This window comes from uncultured Pseudokineococcus sp., assembly GCF_947499845.1.
Taxonomy (GTDB): domain Bacteria; phylum Actinomycetota; class Actinomycetes; order Actinomycetales; family Quadrisphaeraceae; genus Pseudokineococcus.
In genome coordinates this window covers 1-23007 of record NZ_CANMPM010000020.1, presented here as the reverse complement: position 1 = coordinate 23007, position 23007 = coordinate 1, and the positions used below count along the sequence as shown (strand labels likewise).

At 76.4% G+C, this 23007-nt stretch carries 20 protein-coding genes and 1 tRNA gene; 6 read left to right on the top strand and 15 right to left on the bottom strand.

Annotation, left to right across the window (positions count from 1 at the left end; genetic code table 11):
- Nucleotides 1-99: 99 nt before the first annotated feature.
- The 7 genes from Q0789_RS14585 to metH form a co-directional block, all read right to left on the bottom strand.
- On the bottom strand, nucleotides 100-1155 hold the full coding sequence (locus Q0789_RS14585; protein WP_363325985.1) for an oligopeptide/dipeptide ABC transporter ATP-binding protein: 1056 nt from the start codon (nucleotides 1153-1155) through the stop codon (nucleotides 100-102).
- Nucleotides 1156-1223: 68 nt separating this feature from the next.
- The gene (locus Q0789_RS14580) at nucleotides 1224-2324 is read right to left on the bottom strand and encodes an ABC transporter ATP-binding protein (RefSeq protein WP_298806460.1); all 1101 of its coding nucleotides are present in this window, start codon (nucleotides 2322-2324) and stop codon (nucleotides 1224-1226) included.
- Nucleotides 2321-3295 (bottom strand): ABC transporter permease, encoded by a 975-nt coding sequence (locus Q0789_RS14575; protein WP_298806458.1) that lies wholly within the window; start codon nucleotides 3293-3295, stop codon nucleotides 2321-2323. The genes Q0789_RS14580 and Q0789_RS14575 overlap by 4 nt, the downstream gene beginning before the upstream one ends.
- A complete protein-coding gene (locus tag Q0789_RS14570) occupies nucleotides 3292-4296 on the bottom strand; it encodes an ABC transporter permease (RefSeq protein WP_298806456.1) in 1005 nt (334 codons plus the stop codon). Before Q0789_RS14570 ends, Q0789_RS14575 begins: the two co-directional genes overlap by 4 nt.
- Nucleotides 4297-4390: 94 nt before the next feature.
- The gene (locus tag Q0789_RS14565; protein WP_298806453.1) at nucleotides 4391-6064 is read right to left on the bottom strand and encodes an ABC transporter substrate-binding protein; all 1674 of its coding nucleotides are present in this window, start codon (nucleotides 6062-6064) and stop codon (nucleotides 4391-4393) included.
- A gap of 108 nt (nucleotides 6065-6172) precedes the next feature.
- On the bottom strand, nucleotides 6173-6901 hold the full coding sequence (locus Q0789_RS14560; RefSeq protein ID WP_298806451.1) for an HAD family phosphatase: 729 nt from the start codon (nucleotides 6899-6901) through the stop codon (nucleotides 6173-6175).
- A 150-nt stretch (nucleotides 6902-7051) separates the two neighbouring features.
- Nucleotides 7052-10636: a methionine synthase gene (gene metH / locus Q0789_RS14555; protein WP_298806446.1), complete on the bottom strand. Its 3585-nt coding sequence runs from the start codon at nucleotides 10634-10636 to the stop codon at nucleotides 7052-7054.
- A gap of 138 nt (nucleotides 10637-10774) precedes the next feature.
- Between metH and Q0789_RS14550 the strand changes: the two genes are divergently transcribed.
- Entirely contained in the window at nucleotides 10775-11668 is an 894-nt protein-coding gene (locus tag Q0789_RS14550; RefSeq protein WP_298806444.1) for a PAC2 family protein, read from the top strand.
- Nucleotides 11669-11760: 92 nt separating this feature from the next.
- Here Q0789_RS14550 and mshC read toward each other — a convergent pair whose 3' ends face one another.
- The 4 genes from mshC to Q0789_RS14530 all read right to left on the bottom strand — a co-directional run bounded on the left by mshC (nucleotide 11761) and on the right by Q0789_RS14530 (nucleotide 15475).
- Nucleotides 11761-13029 carry a cysteine--1-D-myo-inosityl 2-amino-2-deoxy-alpha-D-glucopyranoside ligase gene (gene mshC / locus Q0789_RS14545; RefSeq protein ID WP_298806442.1) on the bottom strand — a complete coding sequence of 423 codons (1269 nt, stop codon included), beginning with the start codon at nucleotides 13027-13029 and terminating at the stop codon, nucleotides 11761-11763.
- 56 nt (nucleotides 13030-13085) lie between these two features.
- Nucleotides 13086-13802 carry an SCO1664 family protein gene (locus Q0789_RS14540; protein WP_298806440.1) on the bottom strand — a complete coding sequence of 239 codons (717 nt, stop codon included), beginning with the start codon at nucleotides 13800-13802 and terminating at the stop codon, nucleotides 13086-13088.
- A 338-nt stretch (nucleotides 13803-14140) separates the two neighbouring features.
- Nucleotides 14141-14716, bottom strand: a complete 576-nt coding sequence (locus tag Q0789_RS14535) for a DUF3090 domain-containing protein (RefSeq protein WP_171204050.1) — start codon at nucleotides 14714-14716, stop codon at nucleotides 14141-14143.
- A gap of 42 nt (nucleotides 14717-14758) precedes the next feature.
- A complete protein-coding gene (locus Q0789_RS14530; protein ID WP_298806436.1) occupies nucleotides 14759-15475 on the bottom strand; it encodes an MSMEG_4193 family putative phosphomutase in 717 nt (238 codons plus the stop codon).
- Between the two features lie 116 nt (nucleotides 15476-15591).
- On the opposite strand from Q0789_RS14530, the gene Q0789_RS14525 reads away from it, so the two are divergent.
- A complete protein-coding gene (locus tag Q0789_RS14525; protein ID WP_298806434.1) occupies nucleotides 15592-16638 on the top strand; it encodes a magnesium and cobalt transport protein CorA in 1047 nt (348 codons plus the stop codon).
- A gap of 10 nt (nucleotides 16639-16648) precedes the next feature.
- On the opposite strand, the gene Q0789_RS14520 is transcribed toward Q0789_RS14525, so the two are convergent.
- Together Q0789_RS14520 and Q0789_RS14515 are read right to left on the bottom strand one after the other, a co-directional pair.
- Entirely contained in the window at nucleotides 16649-17509 is an 861-nt protein-coding gene (locus Q0789_RS14520) for an undecaprenyl-diphosphate phosphatase (RefSeq protein ID WP_298806432.1), read from the bottom strand.
- Complete coding sequence (locus tag Q0789_RS14515) at nucleotides 17509-18609, bottom strand: LLM class F420-dependent oxidoreductase (RefSeq protein WP_298806430.1); 1101 nt, start codon at nucleotides 18607-18609, stop codon at nucleotides 17509-17511. Before Q0789_RS14515 ends, Q0789_RS14520 begins: the two co-directional genes overlap by 1 nt.
- A gap of 112 nt (nucleotides 18610-18721) precedes the next feature.
- On the opposite strand from Q0789_RS14515, the gene Q0789_RS14510 reads away from it, so the two are divergent.
- Nucleotides 18722-19735: an aldo/keto reductase gene (locus tag Q0789_RS14510; protein WP_298806427.1), complete on the top strand. Its 1014-nt coding sequence runs from the start codon at nucleotides 18722-18724 to the stop codon at nucleotides 19733-19735.
- A 66-nt stretch (nucleotides 19736-19801) separates the two neighbouring features.
- Here Q0789_RS14510 and Q0789_RS14505 read toward each other — a convergent pair whose 3' ends face one another.
- Nucleotides 19802-20137, bottom strand: coding sequence for a primosomal protein (locus tag Q0789_RS14505; protein ID WP_298806425.1), 336 nt, complete (start codon nucleotides 20135-20137; stop codon nucleotides 19802-19804).
- A gap of 165 nt (nucleotides 20138-20302) precedes the next feature.
- Between Q0789_RS14505 and Q0789_RS14500 the strand changes: the two genes are divergently transcribed.
- The gene (locus Q0789_RS14500; protein ID WP_171202653.1) at nucleotides 20303-20602 is read left to right on the top strand and encodes a DUF5703 family protein; all 300 of its coding nucleotides are present in this window, start codon (nucleotides 20303-20305) and stop codon (nucleotides 20600-20602) included.
- 4 nt (nucleotides 20603-20606) lie between these two features.
- Nucleotides 20607-21053 carry a hypothetical protein gene (locus Q0789_RS14495; protein WP_298806423.1) on the top strand — a complete coding sequence of 149 codons (447 nt, stop codon included), beginning with the start codon at nucleotides 20607-20609 and terminating at the stop codon, nucleotides 21051-21053.
- A 7-nt stretch (nucleotides 21054-21060) separates the two neighbouring features.
- On the opposite strand, the gene Q0789_RS14490 is transcribed toward Q0789_RS14495, so the two are convergent.
- Nucleotides 21061-22413 (bottom strand): M20/M25/M40 family metallo-hydrolase, encoded by a 1353-nt coding sequence (locus Q0789_RS14490; RefSeq protein ID WP_298806421.1) that lies wholly within the window; start codon nucleotides 22411-22413, stop codon nucleotides 21061-21063.
- A 221-nt stretch (nucleotides 22414-22634) separates the two neighbouring features.
- Here Q0789_RS14490 and Q0789_RS14485 point away from each other — a divergent pair.
- Nucleotides 22635-22722 (top strand) — tRNA-Leu (locus Q0789_RS14485).
- The last annotated feature ends 285 nt before the right edge of the window (nucleotides 22723-23007 follow it).

Sequence of the window (23007 nt, the reverse complement as noted above, 5' to 3'; positions counted from 1 at the left end):
ACGGCACGGGCGCCCGGATGTCGCGCTCGCGCGCCCGGATGTCGCGCCCGCGCGTCCGACGGCGCCCCGTGCCCGAGCCAGCGCCGGAGCCGGAGCCGGTCAGGGCTGCGCCGGCGCCTCCTCCGCCGCGCTCGTGGCCGTCGGGTCGTGCGACGCCGCACTGGCGCGCACGCGCCCGTCGCGCACCTCCTCGGCCCAGTGGCAGGCGACGACGTGACCGGGCGCCAGCTCGCGGGGCCGCGGCACCTCGTCGTGGCACCGCGTCGCCTGGCGGAACGGGCAGCGCGTGTGGAAGCGGCAGCCGGACGGCGGGGCGGCCGGGCTCGGCAGGTCGCCCGTGAGGAGGATCCGCTCGCGCGCGTCCTCGACGGCCGGGTCCGGCACGGGGATCGCCGACATCAGCGACAGCGTGTAGGGGTGGAGCGGGTTGGCGTACAGCTCGTCGCTCGGCGCCTGCTCGACGACGACGCCGAGGTACATGACGCCGACGACGTCGCTGATGTGCCGGACGACGGCCAGGTCGTGGGCGATGACGAGGTAGGTCAGCCCGAGCCGCTCCTGCAGCTCCTCGAGGAGGTTGACCACCTGCGCCTGCACCGACACGTCGAGGGCGCTCACCGGCTCGTCGGCGACGACGAGGTCGGGCGAGAGCGCCACGGCCCGGGCGATGCCGATGCGCTGGCGCTGCCCGCCGGAGAACTCGTGCGGGTAGCGGGCGGCGGCCGACGCCGGGAGCCCGACGACCTCGAGGAGCTCCAGCACCCGCTCGCGCCACGCCCGCGGACCGCCCGGCGCGCCGTGGGCCCGCAGCGGCTCGGTGAGGATGCTCTCGACGCTCTGGCGGGGGTCGAGGCTCGACATCGGGTCCTGGAACACCATCTGCATGCGCCGCCGCAGGGCGCGCAGCTCGTCCCGGCCCAGCGCCAGGACGTCCTGCCCGTCGAGCTCGACGCTGCCCGCCGTCGGCTCCTCGAGACGCAGGACGGCGCGCCCGAGGGTCGACTTCCCGCAGCCCGACTCCCCCACCAGGCCGTAGGTCTGCCCGCGTCGCAGGTCGAGGTCGACGCCGTCGACGGCGCGCACGTGCCCGACCGTGCGGTCGAGCAGCAGGCCCTTCTTGATGGGGAAGTGCACCTGCAGGCCCCGCACGCGCAGGAGGACGTCGTCCTCCTGCGGCCCCTCGGCCGCCGGCCGCGCGGCCCCGGCGTCGGCCGCCGGCGCGCTCACGCGCCGGCCCCCGTCGTCGCCGCCTCGGGCACGGCGGGGTGGACGCAGCGCGCGAGGTGCTCCTCCGGCAGCCGCGGGTGACCGGCCAGGGCGAGCCCGGGGTCGGCGCACGCGCGGTCGGCGTGGGCGCAGCGCGGGGCGAAGGCGCAGGCCCGAGCCCACGGCAGCACGTCGCGCGGGGTCCCCGGGATGGGCCGCAGCGGCTCCCCCCGCGAGGAGTCCAGCCGCGGCACCGAGGCGAGCAGGCCCTCGGTGTAGCGGTGCGCCGGCCGGGCGAAGAGCTCGCGGCGCGGCGCCGTCTCGACGACGCGGCCGGAGTACATGACCGTCACGTCGTCGCAGAGGCCCGCGACGACGCCGAGATCGTGCGTGATGAGCAGCATGGCGGTCCCGGTCTCCCCCACGAGCCGGCGCAGGAGCTCGAGCACCTGCGCCTGGATGGTCACGTCGAGCGCCGTCGTGGGCTCGTCGGCGATGAGCAGCCGCGGCTTGCAGGCCAGGGCGATGGCGATGAGCGCGCGCTGGCGCATCCCGCCCGACAGCTGGTGCGGGTAGTCCCGCAGCCGCCGTCGGGGGTCGGGGATGCCGACCCGCCGCAGCAGGTCCTCGGCCTCGTCGCGCGCCGCGGCCCGGTCGGCGTCGGTGTGCGTGCGCAGCACCTCGGTGACCTGGGTCCCGATCGGCACGACGGGGTTGAGCGAGCTCATCGGGTCCTGGAAGACCATCGCCATCTGGTCGCCCCGCAGCCCGGCGAGGCGCCGCGGCGCCATCCCCAGCAGCTCGGTGCCGCCGAGGCGGACGGAGCCGCCCACGCGGCTCGAGCGCCGCGGCAGCAGCCCCATGACGGCGAGGGAGGTCACGGACTTCCCGCTGCCCGACTCCCCCACGAGGCCCATGACCTCGCCGGGGCGGACGGACAGGCTGACGCCGTCGACGGCCCGCGCGGGCTCGCTGCCCCGGCGCAGGAAGTCGACGGTGAGGTCGCGGACCTCGAGCAGGGGCGCGGCGCCCCGCACGGGGTCGTCGCCGGTCGCTGGTGGCACGTCGCTCCGGTCGTCGGGGGCGCCCGCGCCGCGCGACGGCGGGTGCGGGCTCATCGGCGGAAGGTGGGGTCGAGGGACTCGCGCAGCGCCTCGCCGAAGAGCGTGAAGCCCAGGGCGGTGACGGCGATGCAGACGCCCGGCAGGACCGCCAGGTGCGGGTCGGTGGCGAGCCGGTCCTGCGCCCGCACGAGCATCCGGCCCCACTCGGCGACGGTCGGGTTCGGGTCGCCGAGGCCGAGGTAGGACAGCGCCGCCACCTCGATGATCGCCGTCGCCAGCGTGAGGGTGCCCTGGACGATGACGGGGCTGAGGGAGTTCGGGAGCATGTGGCTCATCACCACGCGCCGCCGTCGCAGCCCCAGCGAGGAGGCCGCCAGCACGTAGTCGCTGCTGCGCTGGCCGAGCATGGAGCCGCGCAGCAGCCGGGCGAAGATCGGCACCTGCGCGGCCCCGATGGCGATCATGAGGGCCGTCGGGCTGGGGCCGATGACGGCGGCGACGCTGACGGCCAGGAGCAGGCTGGGGATCGACAGCATGATGTCGACGACGCGCATGACGGCGACGTCGACGGCGCCGCCGAAGGCCCCGGCCAGCAGGCCGAGCGCCGCGCCGAAGCCGAGCCCGATGACCGTCGACACGACGCCGATGACGAGCGACTGCCGCGCGCCGTAGACGAGCTGCGTGAAGAGGTCGGACCCGAAGCTGTCGAGCCCGAGCAGGTGCTCGTCGCTCGGCCCGGGCACCGAGGAGGGCGTCACCTGGTTCGCCCACTGCGCGCCCGCCGGGGCGTACGGCGCGATGACCGGGGCCAGCAGCGCGACGAGGGCGAAGGCCAGGACGATGACGGCGCCGGCGATGGCGCCGGGGTCGCGGCGCAGCCGCCGCCAGGCGCCGCGCCAGAGGCTGGTGCCGCGCTCGTCCTCGGCGACCGGCTCGAGCGCGAGCTCCGCCGGCGTGCCGGCGGGCGGGTCGTCCTCCGGGGCGCCCGGAGGGCCGCCGGCCGGGGGCAGGTGGACGCCGCTCACGAGACGCGCACCCGCGGGTCGATGACGCCGTAGCCGACGTCGACGACGAGGTTGACGAGGGCGTAGACGAGCGCGATGAAGAGGATGAAGCCCTGCAGCACGGGGTAGTCCAGGGTCGAGATGGAGTCGAAGAGGTAGCTGCCGATGCCGTTGATGGCGAAGACCGTCTCGGTGAGCACGGCCCCCGACAGCAGCAGGCCCGTCTGCAGGCCCACGGTCGTCAGCACCGGCAGCAGCGCGTTGCGCAGCACGTGGCGGCGGCGCACGAGCGAGCGCGCCAGCCCCTTGGCCTCGGCCGTGCGCACGTAGTCCTGCCCCGTCACCTCGAGGACCGAGGCGCGGGTGATGCGCACGATGATGGCCAGCGGGATGGTCCCGAGCGCCAGCGCGGGCAGCACGAGGTGGACGACGGCGTCCCACGAGGCGTCCCACTCGCGCGTCAGCAGACCGTCGAGCACGTAGAAGTTCGTCACGTGCGTCGCGTCGATGCGCGGGTCCTGGCGGCCCGCCGTCGGCAGCCAGCCGAGCTGCACCGCGAAGACGAGCTTGAGCAGGTAGGCGAGGAAGAACACCGGGATGACCGTGCCGAGCAGCGAGCCGCCGACGAGCGTCGTGTCGAGGGCGCTGCCGTGCCGGCGGGCCGCCACGTAGCCCAGCGGGATCCCGAGGACGACGGCGACGAGCAGCGCCGCGACCGCGAGCTCGATCGTCGCGGGGAAGCGCTGGAGGAAGCTCTCGAGCACGGGCTCGCCCGTGCGCGACGACGTCCCCAGGTCGCCCGTCAGCAGCTTGCCGAGGTAGGTGAGGTACTGCGTCGGCAGGGGGCGGTCGAAGCCGTAGGCCTCGGTGATGCGCTCGACCGCCGCCGGCGTGGCGCGCTCGCCGAGCAGCGTGCGCGCCGGGTCCCCGGGCAGCGCCCGCAGCCAGGCGAAGAGGAGCACCGAGAGGCCGAGCAGCACGGGCACGACGAGCGCCAGGCGGCGGACGACGAACCTCAGCACGCCGGCCTCCCGGGACCGCCGGGGGCGGGGGCCCCCGGCGCGGCGCCGGCCGCCGCCCCGCGGGGGGCGGCGGCCGGCGGGAGCGGGGTTCCGGTCAGCTGACCGTCACCCCGTTCCACACCTCGTCCTGGACGGGGCTCGTCTCGTACCCCTGGACGTCCTCGGCGAACGCCAGCGACGGCACCGGCGAGGCGAGCGGCACGCCCGGCAGGAACTCCATGATCTGCTGGTTGATCGCCTCGTACGCCGGGCCCTGCTCGTCCGCCGTCGCGAGGCCGCGGGCGTCGGACAGGGCCGTGAAGAGCTCGGGGTTGTCGAAGCCCCACTCGTTCTTCGGGGTGCCGAAGAAGACGCCGACGAAGTTGTCGGGGTCGTTGTAGTCGCCGGTCCAGCCGAGCAGGTGCAGGCCGTGGTCCTCGGTGCCCTGGATGCGGTCCAGGTAGTCGGGCGACCAGGGCAGCGCCACCGGGTTCACGGTGATGCCGACGGCCTCGAGCTGGCTGCGGATCGCGACGAAGGTGTCCTCGGGGCTCGGCATGTACGGCCGCGAGACGCCGGTCGGGTAGACGAAGTCGATCGTCAGGTCGCTCTGGCCGGCCTCGGCGAGCAGCTCGCGCGCCCGGTCCTGGTCGTAGTCGTAGGTCTCGACGTCGTCGGAGTAGCCCGTGACGATGTCCGGCATGAACTGCGTCGCCGCCGTCGTGCCCTCGGGCATCGACTGGCTGATGACGGCGTCCTTGTCGATGGCGTAGGCGATGGCCTGGCGCACGCGCGGGTCGGCGAGCTCGGGCACGGCCTGGTTCATGCCGAGGTAGAGCACGTTGAAGGGCGCGCGCTCCTCGATCTGGAAGCCGGCGTCCTCGAGCGCCGCCACGTCGCCGGGCGCCACGAGGTCGTAGCCGTCGATCTGACCGCCCTCGAGCGCCTGCCGGCGCGCGTTGCCGTCGGCGATGGTCTGGATGATGACCTCGTCGACCTGCGCGGCGTCGCCCCAGTAGTCGGGGTAGGGCTCGAGGGTCACGGACTGCCCGCGCTCCCAGCTGCCGAACTGGAAGGGGCCGGTGCCGGTGGGGTGCTCCGTGCCGTAGGCGCTGAAGCGGACGTCGTCGGCGGTGCCCTCGAGGTTGTCGGCGTCGTACTCCTCCATCGCCGTGGGGCTCTGCATGGAGAAGGCCGGCAGCGACAGGGAGGCGATGAAGCCCGCGAAGGGGCGCGTGAGCGTGACGACGGCGGTCTGCTCGTCCTGCGCCTCGCAGCTGTCGTAGAGGCCGCCGACGAGCTCCGGGTCCTCGCTCTCGGCGAAGCCCTGGAAGATCGAGTTGTAGTAGTACGAGATGTTCTCGTTCTGCTGCAGCCCGGTCCAGCCGTGCCAGCGGTCGAAGTTCGCGCAGACGGCCTCGGCGTCGAAGGTCGTGCCGTCGTGGAACGTCACGTCGTCGCGCAGGTCGAAGGTGTACGTGAGGCCGTCGTCGCTCGTCTCCCACGACTCCGCCAGGAGCGGCGCCGGGTCGGGCGTGCCGGGCTCGGTGCCGACGAGGCCCTCGAACATCTGGCGCGCCACGCGGAAGGTCTCGCCGTCGCTGGCGAAGGCCGGGTCCAGGACCACGGGGTCCGAGCTGGCCGCGAAGACGAAGGTGCCGCCGCCCCCGCCGTCGCCGGTGGCCTCGTCGCCCGCGTCGTCGCGCTGGCTCTCCGCGCAGCCCGCCGTCGCCAGCAGCGCCCCGGCCGCCAGCAGGGCCGCGGCCCGTCCGCCGATGCCTCGCACCATGGATGTCGCTCCGTCACCTCGGGGAAGCCGCGACCGGTCCGGTCGGCGGCGCAGCGACGCTAGTGCGCCCGGGCGCGGCTGGGGAGCCCTCCGCGCCGGACTCGTCGGTCACGATCCGGTGGCGGTGCTCCCCCGGCGGGCCACGAGCGGCAGCAGGTCCTCGGGCCCGACCCCGGCCAGCGTGGGGACCACCGTGCGCCCCGGCCCCTCCGGCAGGTCCACGACGTGCGGCACGGCGATCGCGGGCACCCCGGCCGCCTCGGCGGAGGCCAGCCCCGTCGGGCTGTCCTCGACGGCGACGCAGCGCGCCGGCTCGACGCCGAGGGCGGCGGCGGCGCGCAGGTACGGCTCGGGGTGCGGCTTGCCGCGCTCGCACGCGTCACCCGTGACGACGACGTCGAAGAGCCCGTCGGGCAGGTGGGCGAGCATGGCGTCGGCCATCGAGCGCCACGACATCGTCACGAGCGCGAGCGGGACGCCCCGCTCCGCGAGTCCCGTGAGCAGCTCGTGCGCGCCGGGCCGCCACCGCGGGTCGCGCCGCAGCTCCGCGCCGACCTGCGCCCCGAGCACCTCGATGAGCTCCCGCACGGGCAGGTCGACGCCGCCCTCGCGCCGCAGCACCTCGGCGGACACCTCGAGCTGGTTGCCGACGAGCGCCATCGCCTGGGAGTCCGTCCAGACCCCGCCGTGGGCCTCGACGAGCGCCCGCTCCGCCGCCCACCACACCGGCTCGGTGTCGACGAGCGTGCCGTCCATGTCGAACAGGACGGCGTCGGGCAGCCCCTCGCGCCCCCTGCCGGTGCTCGCCGCGGCGGAGGAGGTGGTCTCGGCGGGCATGGCCGCGAGTCTGCCAGCCGCGCCGCGCCCTCCCCGACGCCGTCGGGGCCCGTGCACGAGGCCCTGGACGCGAAGGTGACGCCTCCTCCACCCCCGGAGGCCGCCACGACGCGAAGGTGACGGCTCGTTCACCCAGGGAGGACGCGTCCCTCAGACGGCGTTGAAGTACTTTGCCTCGGGGTGGTGGACGACGAGGGCGTCGGTCGACTGCTCGGGGTGCAGTTGCAGCTCCTCGGACAGCTCGACGCCGATCCGCTCCGGCTCGAGCAGCCGCACGAGGTCGCGGCGGCTCTCGAGGTCCGGGCACGCGGGGTAGCCGAAGGAGTAGCGCGAGCCGCGGTAGCCCTGCCCGAGCACGCCGTCGAGGTTGCCCGCGTCCTCGGCGCCGAAGCCGAGCTCGGTGCGCACCCGGGCGTGCCACATCTCGGCCATCGCCTCGGTGAGCTGCACCGACAGGCCGTGGAGCTCGAGGTACTCGCGGTAGGCGTTGCGCGCGAACAGCTCTCCGGTCACCTCGGCGACCTGCGAGCCCATCGTCACGAGCTGCAGCGGCAGGACGTCGGGCCGACCCAGCGCCTCCACCTCGTCGCGGTCGCGGAAGAAGTCGGCCAGGCACAGCCGCCGGTCGCGCCGCTGGCGGGGGAAGGAGAACCGCAGCCGCTCGGTGCCCGGTTCGCCGCCCGTGCCGTCGCCCTCGTGGTGGGCGACGACGAGGTCCTGGCCCTCCGACCAGCACGGGAAGTACCCGTAGACGACGGCGGCGCGGGTGATGCCCTCGGTGCGCACCCGGTCGAGCCACATCCGCAGGCGCGGGCGGCCCTCGGTCTCGACGAGCTCCTCGTACGACGGCCCCTCGCCGCCGCGGGCGCCGCGCAGGCCCCACTGGCCGAGGAAGGTGGCGCGCTCGTCGAGGTAGGACGCGTAGTCCGCCAGGTGCACGCCCTTGACCACGCGCGTCCCCCAGAACGGCGCGACGGGCACGGTGACGTCGCGGGCGACGTCCGAGCGCCGCGCGCGCGGGTCCTCGCCCTCGGCGAGCGCCACGCCGCCGCCCTCGTCGTCGGCGCCGGCGCGGCGGCGCACACGTCGCGGCCGCAGGGCGGGCAGGGTCTCGGAGACGCTCGCGCCCGGCGTCGTGCGCGCCGCCGCGATGGCGTCCATGAGCCGCAGGCCCTCGAAGGCGTCGCGGGCGTAGCGCACCTCGCCCTCGTACATCTCCGCGAGGTCGGTCTCGACGTAGGCGCGGGTCAGCGCGGCGCCGCCGAGGATCACCGGCCAGCGCGCCGCGAGCCCGCGATCGTTGAGCTCGGCGAGGTTCTCCTTCATGACGACGGTCGACTTCACGAGCAGCCCGCTCATGCCGATCGCGTCGGCGCCCGTCTCCTCGGCGACGCGGATGATCTCGCTGATCGGCTGCTTGATGCCGATGTTCGTCACGTCGTAGCCGTTGTTGGACAGGATGATGTCGACGAGGTTCTTGCCGATGTCGTGGACGTCGCCCTTGACCGTGGCGAGCACGATCTTGGCCCGCGCCTGCCGGGCGGTGCCGCTCGCGGCGGCCTCGGCCTCGATGTGCGGCTCCAGGTGCGCGACCGCGGCCTTCATCACCTCGGCCGACTGCAGGACGAACGGCAGCTGCATCTGGCCCGACCCGAAGAGCTCGCCGACCTCCTTCATGCCCGCGAGGAGGTGGTCGTTGACGACGTCGAGGGGGCTCGTGCCCGACGCGAGCGCCTCGTCGAGGTCGGCGTCGAGGCCCTTGCGCTCGCCGTCGACGATGCGCCGGGACAGCCGCTCGCCCAGCGGCAGCGCCAGCAGCTCGGCGGCGCGGTCGGCGCGCACGGAGGCGGCGTCGACGCCCTCGAAGAGGTCGAGCACCCGCTGCAGCGGGTCGTAGGTGACGGCGCCCTCGTCGTCGTAGCGCCGCCGGTCGTGGACGAGGTCGAGCACGGCCTCGCGCTGCCCGTCGGGGATGCTCGCCATCGGCATGATCCGCGCGGCGTGGACGATGGCGGAGTCCAGCCCCGCCTCGACCGCCTCGTGGAGGAACACCGAGTTGAGGACGGCGCGGGCCGCCGGGTTGAGGCCGAAGGAGATGTTCGACAGCCCGAGCGTCGTCTGCACGCGCGGGTGGCGGCGCTTGATCTCGCGGATCGCCTCGAGGGTCTCGACGCCGTCGCGGCGCGTCTCCTCCTGGCCGGTGGCGATGGGGAAGGTCAGGGCGTCGACGACGACGTCGGCCTCGTCCATGCCCCAGGTGCCCGTGAGGTCCTCGACGAGGCGCGTGGCGATGGCGGCCTTGGTCTCCGCGGTGCGCGCCTGGCCCTGCTCGTCGATCGTCAGCGCGACGACGGCGGCGCCGTGCTCGCGCACCAGCGGCATGATCCGGGCGAAGCGGCTGCCGGGCCCGTCCCCGTCCTCGTAGTTGACGGAGTTGACGACGGCGCGGCCGCCGACGAGCTCGAGGCCGGCCTCGATGACGGCGGGCTCGGTGGAGTCGATGACGAGCGGGAGGGTCGACGCCGTCGCCAGCCGGCTGACGACCTCCTTGACGTCGGCGACGCCGTCGCGGCCCACGTAGTCGACGCAGACGTCGAGCAGGTGCGCGCCGTCACGGGTCTGGCCGCGGGCGATCTCGACGCACCGCTCCCAGTCCCCCGCCACCATCGCCTCGCGGAACGCCTTGCTGCCGTTGGCGTTGGTGCGCTCGCCGATGGACAGCACGCTCGCGTCCTGGGCGAAGGGCACGTGCTGGTAGATGCTCGCGACGCCGGGCTCCGGCCGCGGGTCGCGGGGCGCGAGCGGGCGCCCGCCCACCCGCTCCACGACCTGGCGCAGGTGCTCGGGGGTCGTGCCGCAGCACCCGCCGACGAGCGCGAGGCCGAACTCGCGGGTGAAGCGGTCGTGCGCCTCGGCCAGCTCGGCCGGCGAGAGCGGGTAGTAGGCGCCGTCCTTGGACAGCTGGGGGAGCCCGGCGTTGGGCATCGCCGTCACCGGCACCGCGGCGTGGCGCGCGAGGTGGCGCAGGTGCTCGCCCATCTCGGCCGGCCCCGTGGCGCAGTTGAGCCCGATCCCGTCGACGCCGAGGGCGGCCAGCGCCGTGAGCGCCGCGCCGATCTCGCTGCCGAGCAGCATGGTCCCGGTCGTCTCCACGGTGACCTGGACGAGCACGGGCACCTCGACCCGCGCCTCGCGCATCGCCCGGCGCGCGCCGACGACGGCGGCCTTGGCCTGCAGGAGGTCCTGCACCGTCTCGACGAGCACGGCGTCGACGCCGCCGTCGAGCATCCCGAGCACCTGCTCGGCGTAGGCGTCGCGCAGCAGCGCGTAGGGCGCGTGGCCGAGGCTCGGCAGCTTCGTGCCGGGACCCATCGACCCGAGGACGAAGCGCTCGTGGTCGGCGGTGCTCGCGCCGTCGGCGGCCTCCCGGGCCACGCGCGCCCCCGCCGCGGCGAGCTCGCGGATGCGCGACTCGATGCCGTACTCGGCGAGGTTGGCCCAGTTGGCGCCGAAGGTGTTGGTCTCGACGAGGTCGACGCCGACGTCGAGGTAGGCCTCGTGCACCGAGCGCACGACGTCGGGGCGGGTCGCGTTGAGGACCTCGTTGCAGCCCTCGTGGCCCTCGAAGTCCTCGAGCCCGGGAGCGGCGGCCTGGAGCATCGTCCCCATGGCCCCGTCGGCCACGAGGACGCGCTCGGCCAGGGCTGCGCGCAGGCGCTGCGGACGGTCGCTCACGGACGTCGATGCTAGGCGCCGTCGGCGGGCGCGCCGGGTGCGCGCCCGTAGGGTGGACGCGCTGCTCGCGGGGCCGTCCGCCCCCGTGGGCCGGGGGCGCCCTGGCCCCGGCGGCGGGCGGCAGGACGAGGAGGACGTGTGAGCGAGCAGGCGCAGCGGTCGCCGGGCCCGGTGCCCGAGCTGAGGGACCCCGTCGTCCTCGCGGCCTTCGAGGGCTGGAACGACGCCGCCGAGGCGGCGAGCGGGGCGCTGGACCACCTGGCGCGCGTGTGGGGCGAGACGCCGCTCGGCGAGCTCGACCCGGAGGACTACCACGACTTCCAGGTGAACCGGCCGGTCACGGGCTTCGACGAGGACGGCCGCCGCCGCATCACCTGGCCGACGACCCGCCTCGCCTGGGCCCGGCCGCCGGGCGGGGAGCGCGACGTCGTGCTCGTCCACGGCATCGAGCCGTCGATGCGCTGGCGCTCCTACACCGCCGAGCTGCTCGACCGCGCCGCCGCCGTCGGCGCCCGCACCGTGGTGACGCTCGGCGCCCTGCTCGCCGACGTCCCGCACACGCGGCCCATCCCCATCACGAGCACCGGCGACGCCCCGTCGCTGGAGCACCTGGCGCTGGAGCCCTCGCGCTACGAGGGGCCCACCGGCATCGTCGGCGTCGTCGCCGACGCGGCCGCCGAGCGCGGGCTGTCCTCGGTCTCGCTGTGGGCCGCCGTGCCGCACTACGTCGGGCAGTCGCCCTCGCCGAAGGCGGTCCTCGCGCTGCTGGGTCGCGTCGAGGAGGTCATCGGCGCGCCCGTGCCGCTCGAGGACCTCGCCGAGGAGGCGGAGGCGTGGGAGCGCGGCGTCGACGAGCTCGCCGGCGAGGACGAGGAGATCGGCGAGTACGTCCAGCAGCTCGAGCAGGCCAAGGACACGGCCGAGCTGCCGGAGGCGAGCGGCGAGGCGATCGCCCGCGAGTTCGAGCGCTACCTGCGCCGCCGCGGCGACGAGGGCCCCCCGCGGCGCGGCCCGGCGGGCCCGCCCGCCTGACGCGGCGGGCTCGCCCCCGCTCGGGCCGGCCCCGACCGGGGACGCGGAGCCGGGCCCGACGCCCGGCCCGGCACGGGGCTGGGCGTCCCCGGTCAGCCGAGGCGCAGCGTCACACCGAGCAGCGCCTCGACGACGTCGGCCACCAGCGCCGGGCCCCGGGCGTCGCCCTGCGGGTCGCCCGGGACGTGCGAGAGGTCCTGGGCCAGCTGGGCGTCCACCCACGCGTCCACGACGGCGAGGGCGCCGGGGGCGTCGAGGTCGTCGGCCAGGCGGCTGCGGACGCCGTCGAGCACCCGAGAGGCGTCGGGGCCCTGGGGCATCGCCACGGCGGCCCGCCAGCGCGCCAGCCGCTCGCGCGCGACCTCCAGGCCCTCGTCGGTCCAGGGCCAGTCGTCGCGGTAGTGGTGGGCGTGGACGGCGAGGCGCACCGCCGCCGGGTCCTCCCCCGCGCGGCGCAGCGCGGAGACGAGCACGAGGTTGCCGCGCGACTTGCTCATCTTCTCGCCGTCGAGCGCCACCATCCCGCCGTGGGCGTACAGCTGCGCGTAGGGCCGGCTGCCCGTGAGGACGTGGGCGTGGGAGGCGCCCATCTCGTGGTGGGGGAAGACGAGGTCGGAGCCGCCGCCCTGCACGTCGAAGCCGGACCCGAGGTGGTCCAGCGCGATGGCGACGCACTCGATGTGCCACCCGGGGCGCCCGAGGCCGAGGTCGCCGCCGTCCCAGGACGGCTCGTCCTCGCGGGCGGCGCGCCACAGCACGGGGTCGATCGGGGAGCGCTTGCCCGGCGTCGTCGGGTCGCCGCCCCGCTCGGCCGACAGCTGCGCCATCGTCGCCGCGTCGTACCCGCTGACGCCCCCGAAGGCCTCGTCGGCGGTGACGTCGAAGTAGACGTCGCCCGTGGCCTCGACCCGGTAGGCGGCGCCGCGGCGGACGAGCTCGGAGACGGCCGCGGCCGCCCGCGGCACCGTCTCGACGGCGCCGAGGTAGACGTCCGGCGGGACGACGCCCAGCGCCGTCATGTCCTCGCGGAAGAGGTCGGTCTCGCGGACGGCCAGGTCGCGCCAGTCCACGCCCGTCGCGGTGGCGCGCTCGAGCAGCGGCTCGTCGACGTCGGTGACGTTCTGGACGTACCGGACCTCGTGCCCGGCGTCGCGCCACGCGCGGACGAGGAGGTCGAAGGCGAGGTAGGTCGACGCGTGCCCCATGTGGGTGGCGTCGTAGGGGGTGATGCCGCACACGTAGAGCCCGGCGACCGGGCCCGGCGTCGTGGGGCGCACGCTGCGGGAGGCGCTGTCGTGCAGCGAGACGGGCCCTCCCGTGCCCGGCAGGTGCGGCAGGTGCGGGGAGGACCAGGACTTCACGGCGCGACCCTAGTCGGCGCCGCGGGAGCCTCCGGACGCGCCGGACCGCCGGTGCGTCAGAAGACGGGCCAGGGCACCGCGCTGCGGTGCTCGGGCGGCTGCGGCATGACGGCGCCGCGCATGAGGCGGTCGACGCGCGTGCGCAGCGCCCGCACCTCCCGCCCGGTGAGGAGGGCCTGCAGCTCGTCCTCGAGGCCGTCGCGCAGGGCCGCCCGCAGGCGGTCGAGGGCCTCGAGCTCGACGTCGGGCAGCGGCTCCCCCGCCCAGCCCCACAGGACGGTGCGCAGCTTGCCCTCGGCGTGGAGGACGAGGCCGTGGTCGATGCCGTGCACGGGCGGGCCGTCGGCCCGCGCCGCGGCGGACGCCGGGTCCGCGGCCGCGGGGCGTCCCAGCAGCAGGTGGCCGGCCTTGCGGTCGGCGTTGTTGGCCACGACGTCGAAGACGGCCACGGACAGCAGCCGCGGGTCGTCGGCGTGGACGAGGGTCACCGGCTCGCCGTAGGGCCCCCACGCCTCGAGGACGCCGCGCCACCCCGCGGGCACCTCGCCCTGGGGGACGACGTCGACGAGCCCGGCGCCGGGCTCGCCCAGCAGGTGCTCGTCGTCGAGGTCGTCGTCCGTCTCGTCCGGCCCCGCGTCGTCGTCGAGGGGGCGCAGCCCCTCGCCGTCCTCGTCGTCGCCGTCCTCGTCGTCGGGGTCCACGGCGCCGTACGGGTCGACGACGCCGTCCTCGGCCGCCTCCTCGTCCAGCGGGGCGTCGCGCGGCGGGTGCACCCAGCGCTGCACGGACCCGGGCCCCAGGGGGCCGTCGCGCAGGACGGTCGTGGGGACGACGCCCCACCCACCCGCGCGCGAGACCAGCGAGGCCGCGACCTCGCGCCCGGCGAGCGTGCCGTCGGGGAAGTCGTGGAGCGGCCGCTCGCCGCGGACGGGCTTGTAGACGCAGCGGACGGCCGTGCCGCCGTCCCGGCAGGTGGCGAGCAGGGTGACGTTCGAGGAGCCCGAGATGCGCCCGACGACCTCGAGGTCGCCGCGCGAGAGCAGGTCCGCCAGCGCGTCGCCGTCGCGCGGGACGCCGGACCGCGGGCCCGCGTGCGTCCCGCCGCCCCCGGTCAGCGGCGGTACCCGTTGGCGCGCGGGCAGACGTGGCCCTCGGGGTCCAGCGGGCCCTGGCAGAACGGGCAGGGCGGGCGGCCGGCCGCCACGAGGGCCGAGGCCCGCTGGGCGAAGCCGCGGGCGCTGGCGCCGGACAGGGAGACCCGCAGGACGGACCGGGCGTCGGGCTCGGGCCCCTCCCCCAGGCCGCCGCCGGCCTCGTCCTCCTCGACGGAGAAGCACTCGATGACGACGACGCCGCGGTCGCCGTCCCACTGCAGGCTCATCGTCCCGACCCGGAACTCCTCCTCGATGGGGGTGTCGAGCGGCTCGGTGTCGCCCGCCCCGACGGGGGTGACCGCGGGCACGGGCGCCTCGCCGCCGCTGCGGCGCACCACCTCGTCGAGGAGCTCCTCGACCTTCTCGGCCAGGGTGGCGACCTGCTGCTTCTCGAGGGCGACCGAGACGACGACGGGCACGGGCCCGGTGCTGCGCGCCCGCGCCTGGAGGAAGAAGGTGCGCGAGCCCGCCGGCCCCACCGTGCCGGCGACGAAGCGGTCCGGCGGGTCGTAGTCGAAGACCTGCGCTGGCATGCCGTCGAGACTACCCAGCGCCCGCGCCGGCCACCGGCCGGCTCAGGCCCCGGCCCCGCCGCCCACGGCGGCGTCGGACGACGCCGCCGCCCGGCGCCGGCGCCGCGGCGGCGGCGCGAGGGACGCGAGGTCGCCGCCGGTGTCGTTGGTGCGCACGACGAAGGGCCGCAGCGGGGTGTACCGCACGACCGAGACCGAGGCGGGGTCGACGACGATGCGCTGGAAGCTGTCGAGGTGCTGGCCCAGGGCGTCGGCGAGCACCGCCTTGATGACGTCGCCGTGGGAGACGGCGACCCACACGGCGTCCGCGCCGTGCTCCGCCGCGACCGCGGCGTCGTGCTCGCGGACCGCCGCGAGCGCCCGGGCCTGGACGTCGCGCAGGGACTCGCCGCCGGGGAACTGGGCGGCGCTGGGGTGGCCCTGCACGACCTTCCAGTGCGGCTCCTTCGCCAGCTCGCGCAGGCCGCGACCGGTCCACTCCCCGTAGTCGCACTCGAGCAGCCGGGGCTCCTCGACGAGGTCGGGGCGCGGGCGGCGCACCGTCCCGCCGACGGCGAGGAGGGCGCGGGCCGTCGCGACGGTGCGCTCCAGCGGGCTGGCGACGACCCGGGCGAGGGGGACGCCCGCGAGTCGCTGCCCGAGGGCCGCGGCCTGCGCGGCGCCGCTGTCGTCGAGGCCGACGCCGGGCGTCCGCCCCGCGAGCACGCCCGAGGCGTTGGCCGCGGTGCGCCCGTGTCGGACCAGCAGGAGGGTCGGCACGGGCGCCACCATAGGCGCCGTCCTCGGCCGCGCCCCGCGCCGGCCGGGGCCGACCGACCCGCGCCCCTCGCGCGCGCCGAGCCCCGGCCGGGGCCACGACCCCTCCGGAGGAGCCCGTGAGCGCCATCGTCCGCACCTGCGACGGCACCCGCCTGCACGACGTCGACGTCCCGGCGCGCGCCGGCGCGTCGTCGCTCCCGCCGCCCCCCGGGCACGTCCCCGGCGCGGCGGAGACCGCCGACGCCCTGGCCCGGGCCCGCGCCGAGGGCGCGGGCTTCGTGTGGGTCCACCACACCGACCCCGGCGAGGGCGACCTCTCCGGCTACGCGGAGGTCCTCGACCTGCACCCCCTCGCGGTCGAGGACCTCGAGACCGGGCGCCAGCGCCCCAAGCTGGAGCGCTACCCGGGCGACGAGGGCGGCTCCGTCCTGGTCAGCGCGCGCCCCGTCCGCTACGACGACAGCCGCTCGGCGGTGGAGACCGGCGAGGTGCTCGTCGTCCTCGGCGACCGCTGGGTGCTCACCGTCTCGCGCGAGGACGAGGGCGTGGTCGAGCGCGCCCGCGGGCGACTCGACGAGGACTTCCTCGCGCTCGGCCCCGCCGCCGTCCTCCACGGGGTGCTGGACGTCGTCGTCGACGCCTACGTCGCCATCGCCTCCGAGCTCGAGGTCGACGTCAGCGACCTGGAGCAGGAAGTCTTCAGCCCCGACGACCGCGGCGCCGGGACGACGGCGCGCGTCTACCAGCTCAAGCGGGAGGTGCTCGAGATGATCCGGGCCGCCCGCCCGCTCGTCGAGCCCGTGCGGCGGCTGTGGCAGCAGGACCTCGACCTCGTGCCCGAGGAGGCCCGGGTCTTCCTGCGCGACGTGGCCGACCACGCCCAGCAGGCCGCCGAGTCGGTCGAGGGGACCGACCGGCAGCTCGGCGACGTCCACAGCGCCCACCTCGCCGAGGTGGGCCTGCAGCAGAACGACGACGCCCGCCGCATCTCCGCGTGGGCGGCCCTCGCCGTCGTGCCCACCGTCATCGCCGGCATCTACGGCATGAACTTCCAGTTCATGCCCGAGCTGGCGTGGCGCTACGGCTACCCGGCGGCGCTCCTGCTCATGGTCACCGTCTGCCTGGTGCTGCACCGCGCCTTCCGGCGGTCGGGCTGGCTGTAGGGCCCGCCGGCTAGGGCTGGACGGCCGGCGCCACCACGGGCGCGGCGTCGACGACGCCCGTCAGCAGCAGCAGCGCGAGGACGGCCGCCAGCGCGAGCCGGTACACCACGAACCCGCGGAAGGTGTGGGTGCTGATGAATCGCAGCAGCCACGCGATGACGGCGAGGCCCACCCCGAAGGAGATGGCGGTCGCCAGGACGGTCGGCCCCCACGCGACCGACGCGGCGCCGCCCTCCCCCAGCTCGGAGACGAGCTGGAAGCCGCCCGAGGCGACGACGGCGGGGATGGCGAGGAGGAACGCGTAGCGCGCGGCCGCCTCGCGGCGGTAGCCCAGCAGCAGGCCGGCGGTGATGGTGCCGCCGGAGCGGGACACCCCGGGGACGAGCGCCAGCGCCTGGGCGAACCCGTAGAGCAGGCCGTCGCGGACCGACAGGTCGGACAGGTCCTTGCGGGTCGACGCCCGCGCGTCGGCGACGCCGAGGAGCACGCCGAAGACGGCGAGCATGACGGCGGTGATCCACAGGTTGCGCAGCTGGGTCTCGATCTGGTCCTGGAAGAGGAGCCCGAGGACGCCGATGGGGATGGACCCGAGGATGACGAGCCAGCCCATCCGCGCGTCCGGGTCGCTGCGCGGCACGCGGCCCACGAGCGAGAGCGCCCACTGCCGGACGATGCGGACGATGTCGCGCCAGAAGTAGACGACGACGGCCGCCTCGGTGCCCAGCTGGATGATCGCGGTGAAGGCGGCCCCGGGGTCGCGGCCGTCGAAGAGCAGCTGGCCGACGATGCTCACGTGCGCGCTGGAGGAGATGGGCAGGAACTCCGTGAGCCCCTGCACGAGACCGAGGACCAGCGCCTCGACCCACCCCATCAGGAGCCCGCCCCGCTGGCGTCGAGCGCCTCGGCGACCGTGCGGAGCACGGCGACCCGCACGGCCCCGTCGCGCCCGTCGGGAAGGACGGAGAGCGTCGTCACGCCCGCCTCGGCGTAGGCGGCCAGGCGGTCGCGGACGGCGGCGGGCGGCCCGACGAGGCTCGTGGCCTCGAGGAGGCCCCGCGGGACCGCCGCGGCGGCCTCCCGGTGCCGGCGGTCGAGGTACAGGTCCTGCACGAGGGCGGCCTCCCGCTCGTAGCCCAGCCGCACGGCCAGGGCGTTGTAGAAGTTCTGCTCGCGGCTGCCCATGCCGCCGACGTAGAGGGCGAGCCGGGCCCGCAGGGCTCCCAGGCGCCCCGCCTCGTCGTCCTCGGCGACCGAGGCCCCGTCCGAGGGCGCGGCGGCGACGGACGCGACGACGTCGAGGGGAGCGTCCGGCTGCGCCGAGCGGCGCCGACCCGCCCCCAGGTGCCCCAGCGCGTCCGGCAGGTGCTCGGGCGTCACGAGGATCCCGAGCCAGCCGTCGGCGAGCTCCCCGGCGAGCTCGAGGTTCTTCGGGCCCACGGCCGCCAGGTACACGGGCACGTCGGCGCGCAGCGGCCGCACGGACAGCCGCAGCGCCCGCCCGGGCCCGTCGGGCAGGGGCAGCTGGAGGTGCCGGCCGTCGTAGCGCACCTGCTCGCGGCGCAGCGCCATCCGGACGACCTCGACGTGCTCGCGCGTGCGCCGCAGCGGCGCGTCGAAGCGCACCCCGTGCCAGCCCTCGGAGACCTGCGGGCCGGAGACCCCCAGCCCCAGGTGGAAGCGGCCGCCGGAGAGCGCGTCGAGCGAGGCGGCCGTCATCGCCGTCATGGCGGCGCTGCGGGCGGGGATCTGCAGGACGGCGCTGCCGACGCCGATGCGCGTGGTGCGCGCGGCGACGCAGGACAGCACGGTGACGGCGTCGGTGCCGTAGGCCTCCGCCGCCCACGCGACCGCGTACCCGAGGCGCTCGGCCTCCTCGGCGAGGCGGACGCGGGCCCACGGGTCCTCGCCCTCACCACCGGGCCCCGCGGCCGAGACCTGCGGACCCTGACCGAGGTCGACGCCCAGACGCACGGCGCCGACACTAGCGACGCCGGGGCCCACGGCCCGCCACCGGCGGACGGGTCGGTGCGGCGCCCGCCGGGCTCACCGGGGCCCGCCCGGTCCGCGGCTAGGGTCGAGCGCCATGGAGACCCGGCGCGTCGGACGGTCGGGCCTGCGCGTCTCACGGCTCGGGCTCGGCACCCTGACGTGGGGGCGCGACACCGACGAGCACGAGGCCTCCGAGCAGCTCCGCGACTTCGCGGACGCCGGCGGCACGCTCGTCAGCACCGCGGCCTCCGGCTCCGGCGAGGCGGAGGAGCTCCTCGGCGCGCTGCTCGACGACGTCGTCCCCCGCCGGGAGCTCGTGCTGGCCCTGCGCGTCGGCTCCCGCGGGCTCGGCGCCGCGCGCCGCACCGACGGCTCGCGGCGCAGCCTCCTCGCCGACCTCGACGACTCCCTGGCGCGACTGCGGACCGACCACGTCGACCTGCTGCTGCTCGGCGGCACCGACCGGGGCCCCACCGCGCGGAGCGCGGCCGAGAGAGGCGACGACGGCCCCGGGGACGGCGGGGCGCCCGTCGAGGAGTCCCTCGCCGCCCTGGCGGAGGCCCAGCGCTCCGGACGCGCGCGCTACACGGGCCTCGCCGAGCACGGCGCCTGGCAGACCGCCCGCGCCGCCGCCCTGGCGCAGGCCGGCGGGGCGCCGCTCGTCGCCGTCGAGGTGGAGCACTCGCTGGTCGCCCGCTGGGCCGACGTCGACCTGCGCGACGCCGCCGCCACGAGCGGGGTGGGCCTGCTCGCGCGCAGCCCCCTCGGCGGCGGCGTGCTGACGGGCAAGTACCGCCACGCGCTGCCCGCGGACTCCCGGGCGGCCTCGCCGCACCTCGTGCACGTCGTCGAGCCGCACCTCGACCCCTCGGCGCGCGGGGTCGTGGAGGCCGTGCGCACCGCCGCCGACGGGCTCGAGCGCTCCCCGCTCGAGGTCGCCCTCGCGTGGGCGGCCGACCGCCCCGGCGTCGCCAGCGCCGTCACGGGCGCCCGCACGGCCGCGCAGCTGCGCGCCGCGCTCGCGGGCGAGGACCTGCGGCTGCCGGCCCCGATCCGCGCGGCGCTGGACGAGGTGTCCTCGGCCCGGACGGCTGTCGGGCGCCCCTAGACGCCGGTCGCCCGGCGACCGTCGCCGCCCGCTCGTGCGGGCGCCGGCGCCCGCACGGCTCCGCGCCTACAGGCGCGGGCGGCTGTCGTCCTCGTCGTCGTCCTCGTCGTCGTCCTGGTCCTCGTCGTCGTCCTCGAGGTCCTCGTCGTCGTCGTCGTCCTCGTCGTCGTCGTCGTCGAGGTCGTCGTCGTCCTCGTCGGAGTCGTCGAAGAGCACGAAGGGCGTCACCTCGTCGAAGGCGTCGTAGAGCGCCTCGTCGTAGGTCTCGAACGCGTCCGACAGCGACTGGTAGGCGTCCTTGACGACGGGGTCGGTCTCGGAGCGACGTCGCTCGACGGCGTCGAGGTGCGCCTCGAGCGCCCCGACGAGACGTGCCAGGGCCGCGCGGGGCTCGGTGCTCATGGGAGGACCGTAGCCGCGCGCGAGGGTCGTCGGCGACGGGTGCGAGCAGGTGCCGCCCGCGCCCCGCACGCCTCGGCCGGGCGCGCCCTGCGGGGCGGGCTCCGGCGCCCTCGCCCGCCGTGCCGTCGGGGGTCCGGGGGCGCCCCCGTGGCACCATGTCGGGCGATGGACGCGAGCCGACGCACCCCCCGGGGCGGGGACCAGCCCTCCGAGCGGCCCACGCACTCGGCGCCCGAGGAGGACGGCGCCCGGGGCGGGCGCGCACCCGGTCGCCCCCGCGCCTCCACCTTCGAGTACCGCGAGGTGGTGCTGCCCCGGGGCACCTCCGGCGGGCAGGCCCGCGCCCTCCTCACGGAGGAGGCGGAGTACGGCAAGTGGGAGCTCGCGGGCGTGCGCCTCTACGTCGGCGGGCTGCGGCGCGTCGTCCTGCGCCGGCGCATCATCCGGATGCAGCGGACGGCCTGAGGCCGTGGGCGCGGGGCCCACGGAGATGCCGGCGACGCCGCGCCTCGCCGTCGACGCGCCCGCAGTCCTGAGCCTCCTCGAGGCCGGTCGCGCCCCCGTGCACCCGCTCGTCGGCACGGCGGCCCTGCGCTCGCAGGTGCTCGACCTGGCCCTCGGCGCGGTGCGAGCCGGCCACCTCGAGGAGACGCGGGCCATGGCGCTCCTCGAGGAGCTCACGTCGCTGCGGGTGCGGCTGCTCGGCGACCGGGTGTCGCGGCGGACCGCCTGGCGCCTCGCCCGCGAGCACGGGTGGGCGACGGCCGACGCCGAGGTCGTGGCCGTCGCCCTGCTGCAGGCCGACGCCCTCGTCAGCGGTGACGCCCGTCTGCGGGCGCTGGCCACCGGCGTCGTCCGGCTCGCGCCGCTGGAGGCGCTGACCGGCCTCGGCGGCGCTCCCGCCGACCCCGCGTAGCGCCGCCTCAGCAGGTGCGCAGCAGCCGGTCGAGGACGCGGGTGCCGAAGCGCAGCGACTCGACGGGCACGCGCTCGTCGACGCCGTGGAACATGCCGGCGAAGTCGAGCTCCGGCGGCAGCTGGAGCGGGGCGAAGCCGAAGCCGCGGATGCCCAGCTTGGCCAGCGCCTTGTTGTCGGTGCCGCCGGACAGGCAGTAGGGCAGCACGCGGGCTCCCGGGTCCTCGGCGAGCAGCGCGCCCACCATGGCCTCGGGCAGCGAGCCCTCCATGTCGGTCTCGAGGGCGGCGTCGGCGTGGACGACCTCGACGTCGACGCCCGGCCCCGCCAGCTCGCGCACGACCTCGAGGACGTGGTCGCCCTGGCCCGGCAGCGTGCGGCAGTCCACGAGCGCCGTCGCCGTCCCGGGGATGACGTTGTGCTTGTAGCCGGCCTCGAGCTGCGTGGGGTTCGAGGTGTTGCGCAGGGTGGCGCCGACCCAGTTGGCCGTCGTCCCGAGCGTGCGCGTGAGCGCGTCAAAGTCCTCGGGGTCGAGCGGCTCGCCCGTGACGTCGCGGACCCCCTCGAGGAAGGCGCTGACGGAGGGCCGCAGCTCGGTCGGCCACCGGTGGGCGCCGATGCGGGCGACGGCGGCGGCCAGGCGCGTGACAGCGTTCTCGCCGTTGACCTGGCTGCCGTGCCCCGCGCGGCCGTGGGCCACGAGCCGGACCCACGCGATCCCCTTCTCCGCGGTCTGCAGGAGGTAGCAGCGCTGCCCGGCGACGTCGATCGAGAAGCCGCCGACCTCGCTGATCGCCTCGGTGGCGCCCTCGAAGAGGTCGGGACGCGTGCGCGCGAGGTGCGTCGCCCCCTTGACGCTGCCCGCCTCCTCGTCCGCGAAGAAGGCGACGACGAGGTCGCGCGGCGGCGTGCGGCCCTCGCGAACCATCTGGCGCACGACGGACAGGATCATCCCGTCCATGCCCTTCATGTCGACGGCGCCGCGGCCCCACAGCAGGCCGTCGCGCACCTCGCCGGCGAAGGGGTCGACGCTCCAGTCCTCCGCGCGGGCGGGGACGACGTCGAGGTGGCCGTGGACGACGAGGGCGCCCCGCTCGCGGTCCTCACCGGGGACGCGCACGACGACGCTCGCGCGCCCCGGGTCGCTCTCCAGGAGCTCCGGGGACAGCCCGACCTCCTCGAGCAGGCCGACGACGTGCTCGGCGGCGGCCCGCTCCCCCGGCCCGCTGCCGTCGCCGTAGTTCGACGTGTCGATCCGGATGAGGTCGCGCGCGATGTCGACGACCTCGTCCGCCGCGGAGGGGACGCCGGTCGCGGCGCCGGTGTCGGGGGCGGACGGCGTGCCGGTGGGGTCCGTCATGCCCGGCACGCTACCGGCGGGGGCGTCGGGGGCCCCGCCGCGGCGTCGGGCCGGGGCGTCGGGGCGGGGCGTCGGGGCGGGGCGTCGGGGTGGGCCGTCAGGGCGGGGCGCCGGGGTGGGCGCTCGGGCCGGCGGGCGGCCCGGCGGCGAGCGGTCGGGGACGCCCCGGGACCCGTGGTAGTTTTCCACCGCTCGCGGCGCTCCGGCGCCGCACGGCACCTGTCCGGGTGGCGGAATGGCAGACGCGCTAGCTTGAGGTGCTAGTGCCCTTTATCGGGCGTGGGGGTTCAAGTCCCCCTCCGGACACCAGCACGGGCCGCTCCCCTCGAAAGCGGCCCGTCGTCGTCTGTGGATCGGTCGGCCGGGATCCGTCGGCCAGGTCCGACCGTTCCCGCCCCCGGCCGCCTCCTGCGGGGCGATGTGTGGCCATGACGCCCCCGTGAGCGCCGCCCGACGGGCGATGTGTGGCCATGTGGCCCCCCGTGAGCGCCGCCCGGCGGCGATGTGTGGCCATGACGCCCCGTTACCTTCCTCGCGCTCCCTCGTCGAGGGGGTTCCTGGTCGCCAGGTCCGGTATGACTGATCGCCCCTGTC

Bases quoted from the DNA above. Each gene is read 5' to 3' on its own strand.
- Q0789_RS14580 (WP_298806460.1), bottom strand. From the start codon at position 2,324: ATGAGCCCGCACCCGCCGTCGCGCGGCGCGGGCGCCCCCGACGACCGG.
- Q0789_RS14535 (WP_171204050.1), bottom strand. From the start codon at position 14,716: ATGCCAGCGCAGGTCTTCGACTACGACCCGCCGGACCGCTTCGTCGCC.
- Q0789_RS14505 (WP_298806425.1), bottom strand. From the start codon at position 20,137: ATGAGCACCGAGCCCCGCGCGGCCCTGGCACGTCTCGTCGGGGCGCTC.
- Q0789_RS14500 (WP_171202653.1), top strand. From the start codon at position 20,303: ATGGACGCGAGCCGACGCACCCCCCGGGGCGGGGACCAGCCCTCCGAG.
- Q0789_RS14490 (WP_298806421.1), bottom strand. From the start codon at position 22,413: ATGACGGACCCCACCGGCACGCCGTCCGCCCCCGACACCGGCGCCGCG.
- Q0789_RS14565 (WP_298806453.1), bottom strand. From the start codon at position 6,064: ATGGTGCGAGGCATCGGCGGACGGGCCGCGGCCCTGCTGGCGGCCGGG.
- Q0789_RS14560 (WP_298806451.1), bottom strand. From the start codon at position 6,901: ATGCCCGCCGAGACCACCTCCTCCGCCGCGGCGAGCACCGGCAGGGGG.
- Q0789_RS14510 (WP_298806427.1), top strand. From the start codon at position 18,722: ATGGAGACCCGGCGCGTCGGACGGTCGGGCCTGCGCGTCTCACGGCTC.
- Q0789_RS14520 (WP_298806432.1), bottom strand. From the start codon at position 17,509: ATGGGGTGGGTCGAGGCGCTGGTCCTCGGTCTCGTGCAGGGGCTCACG.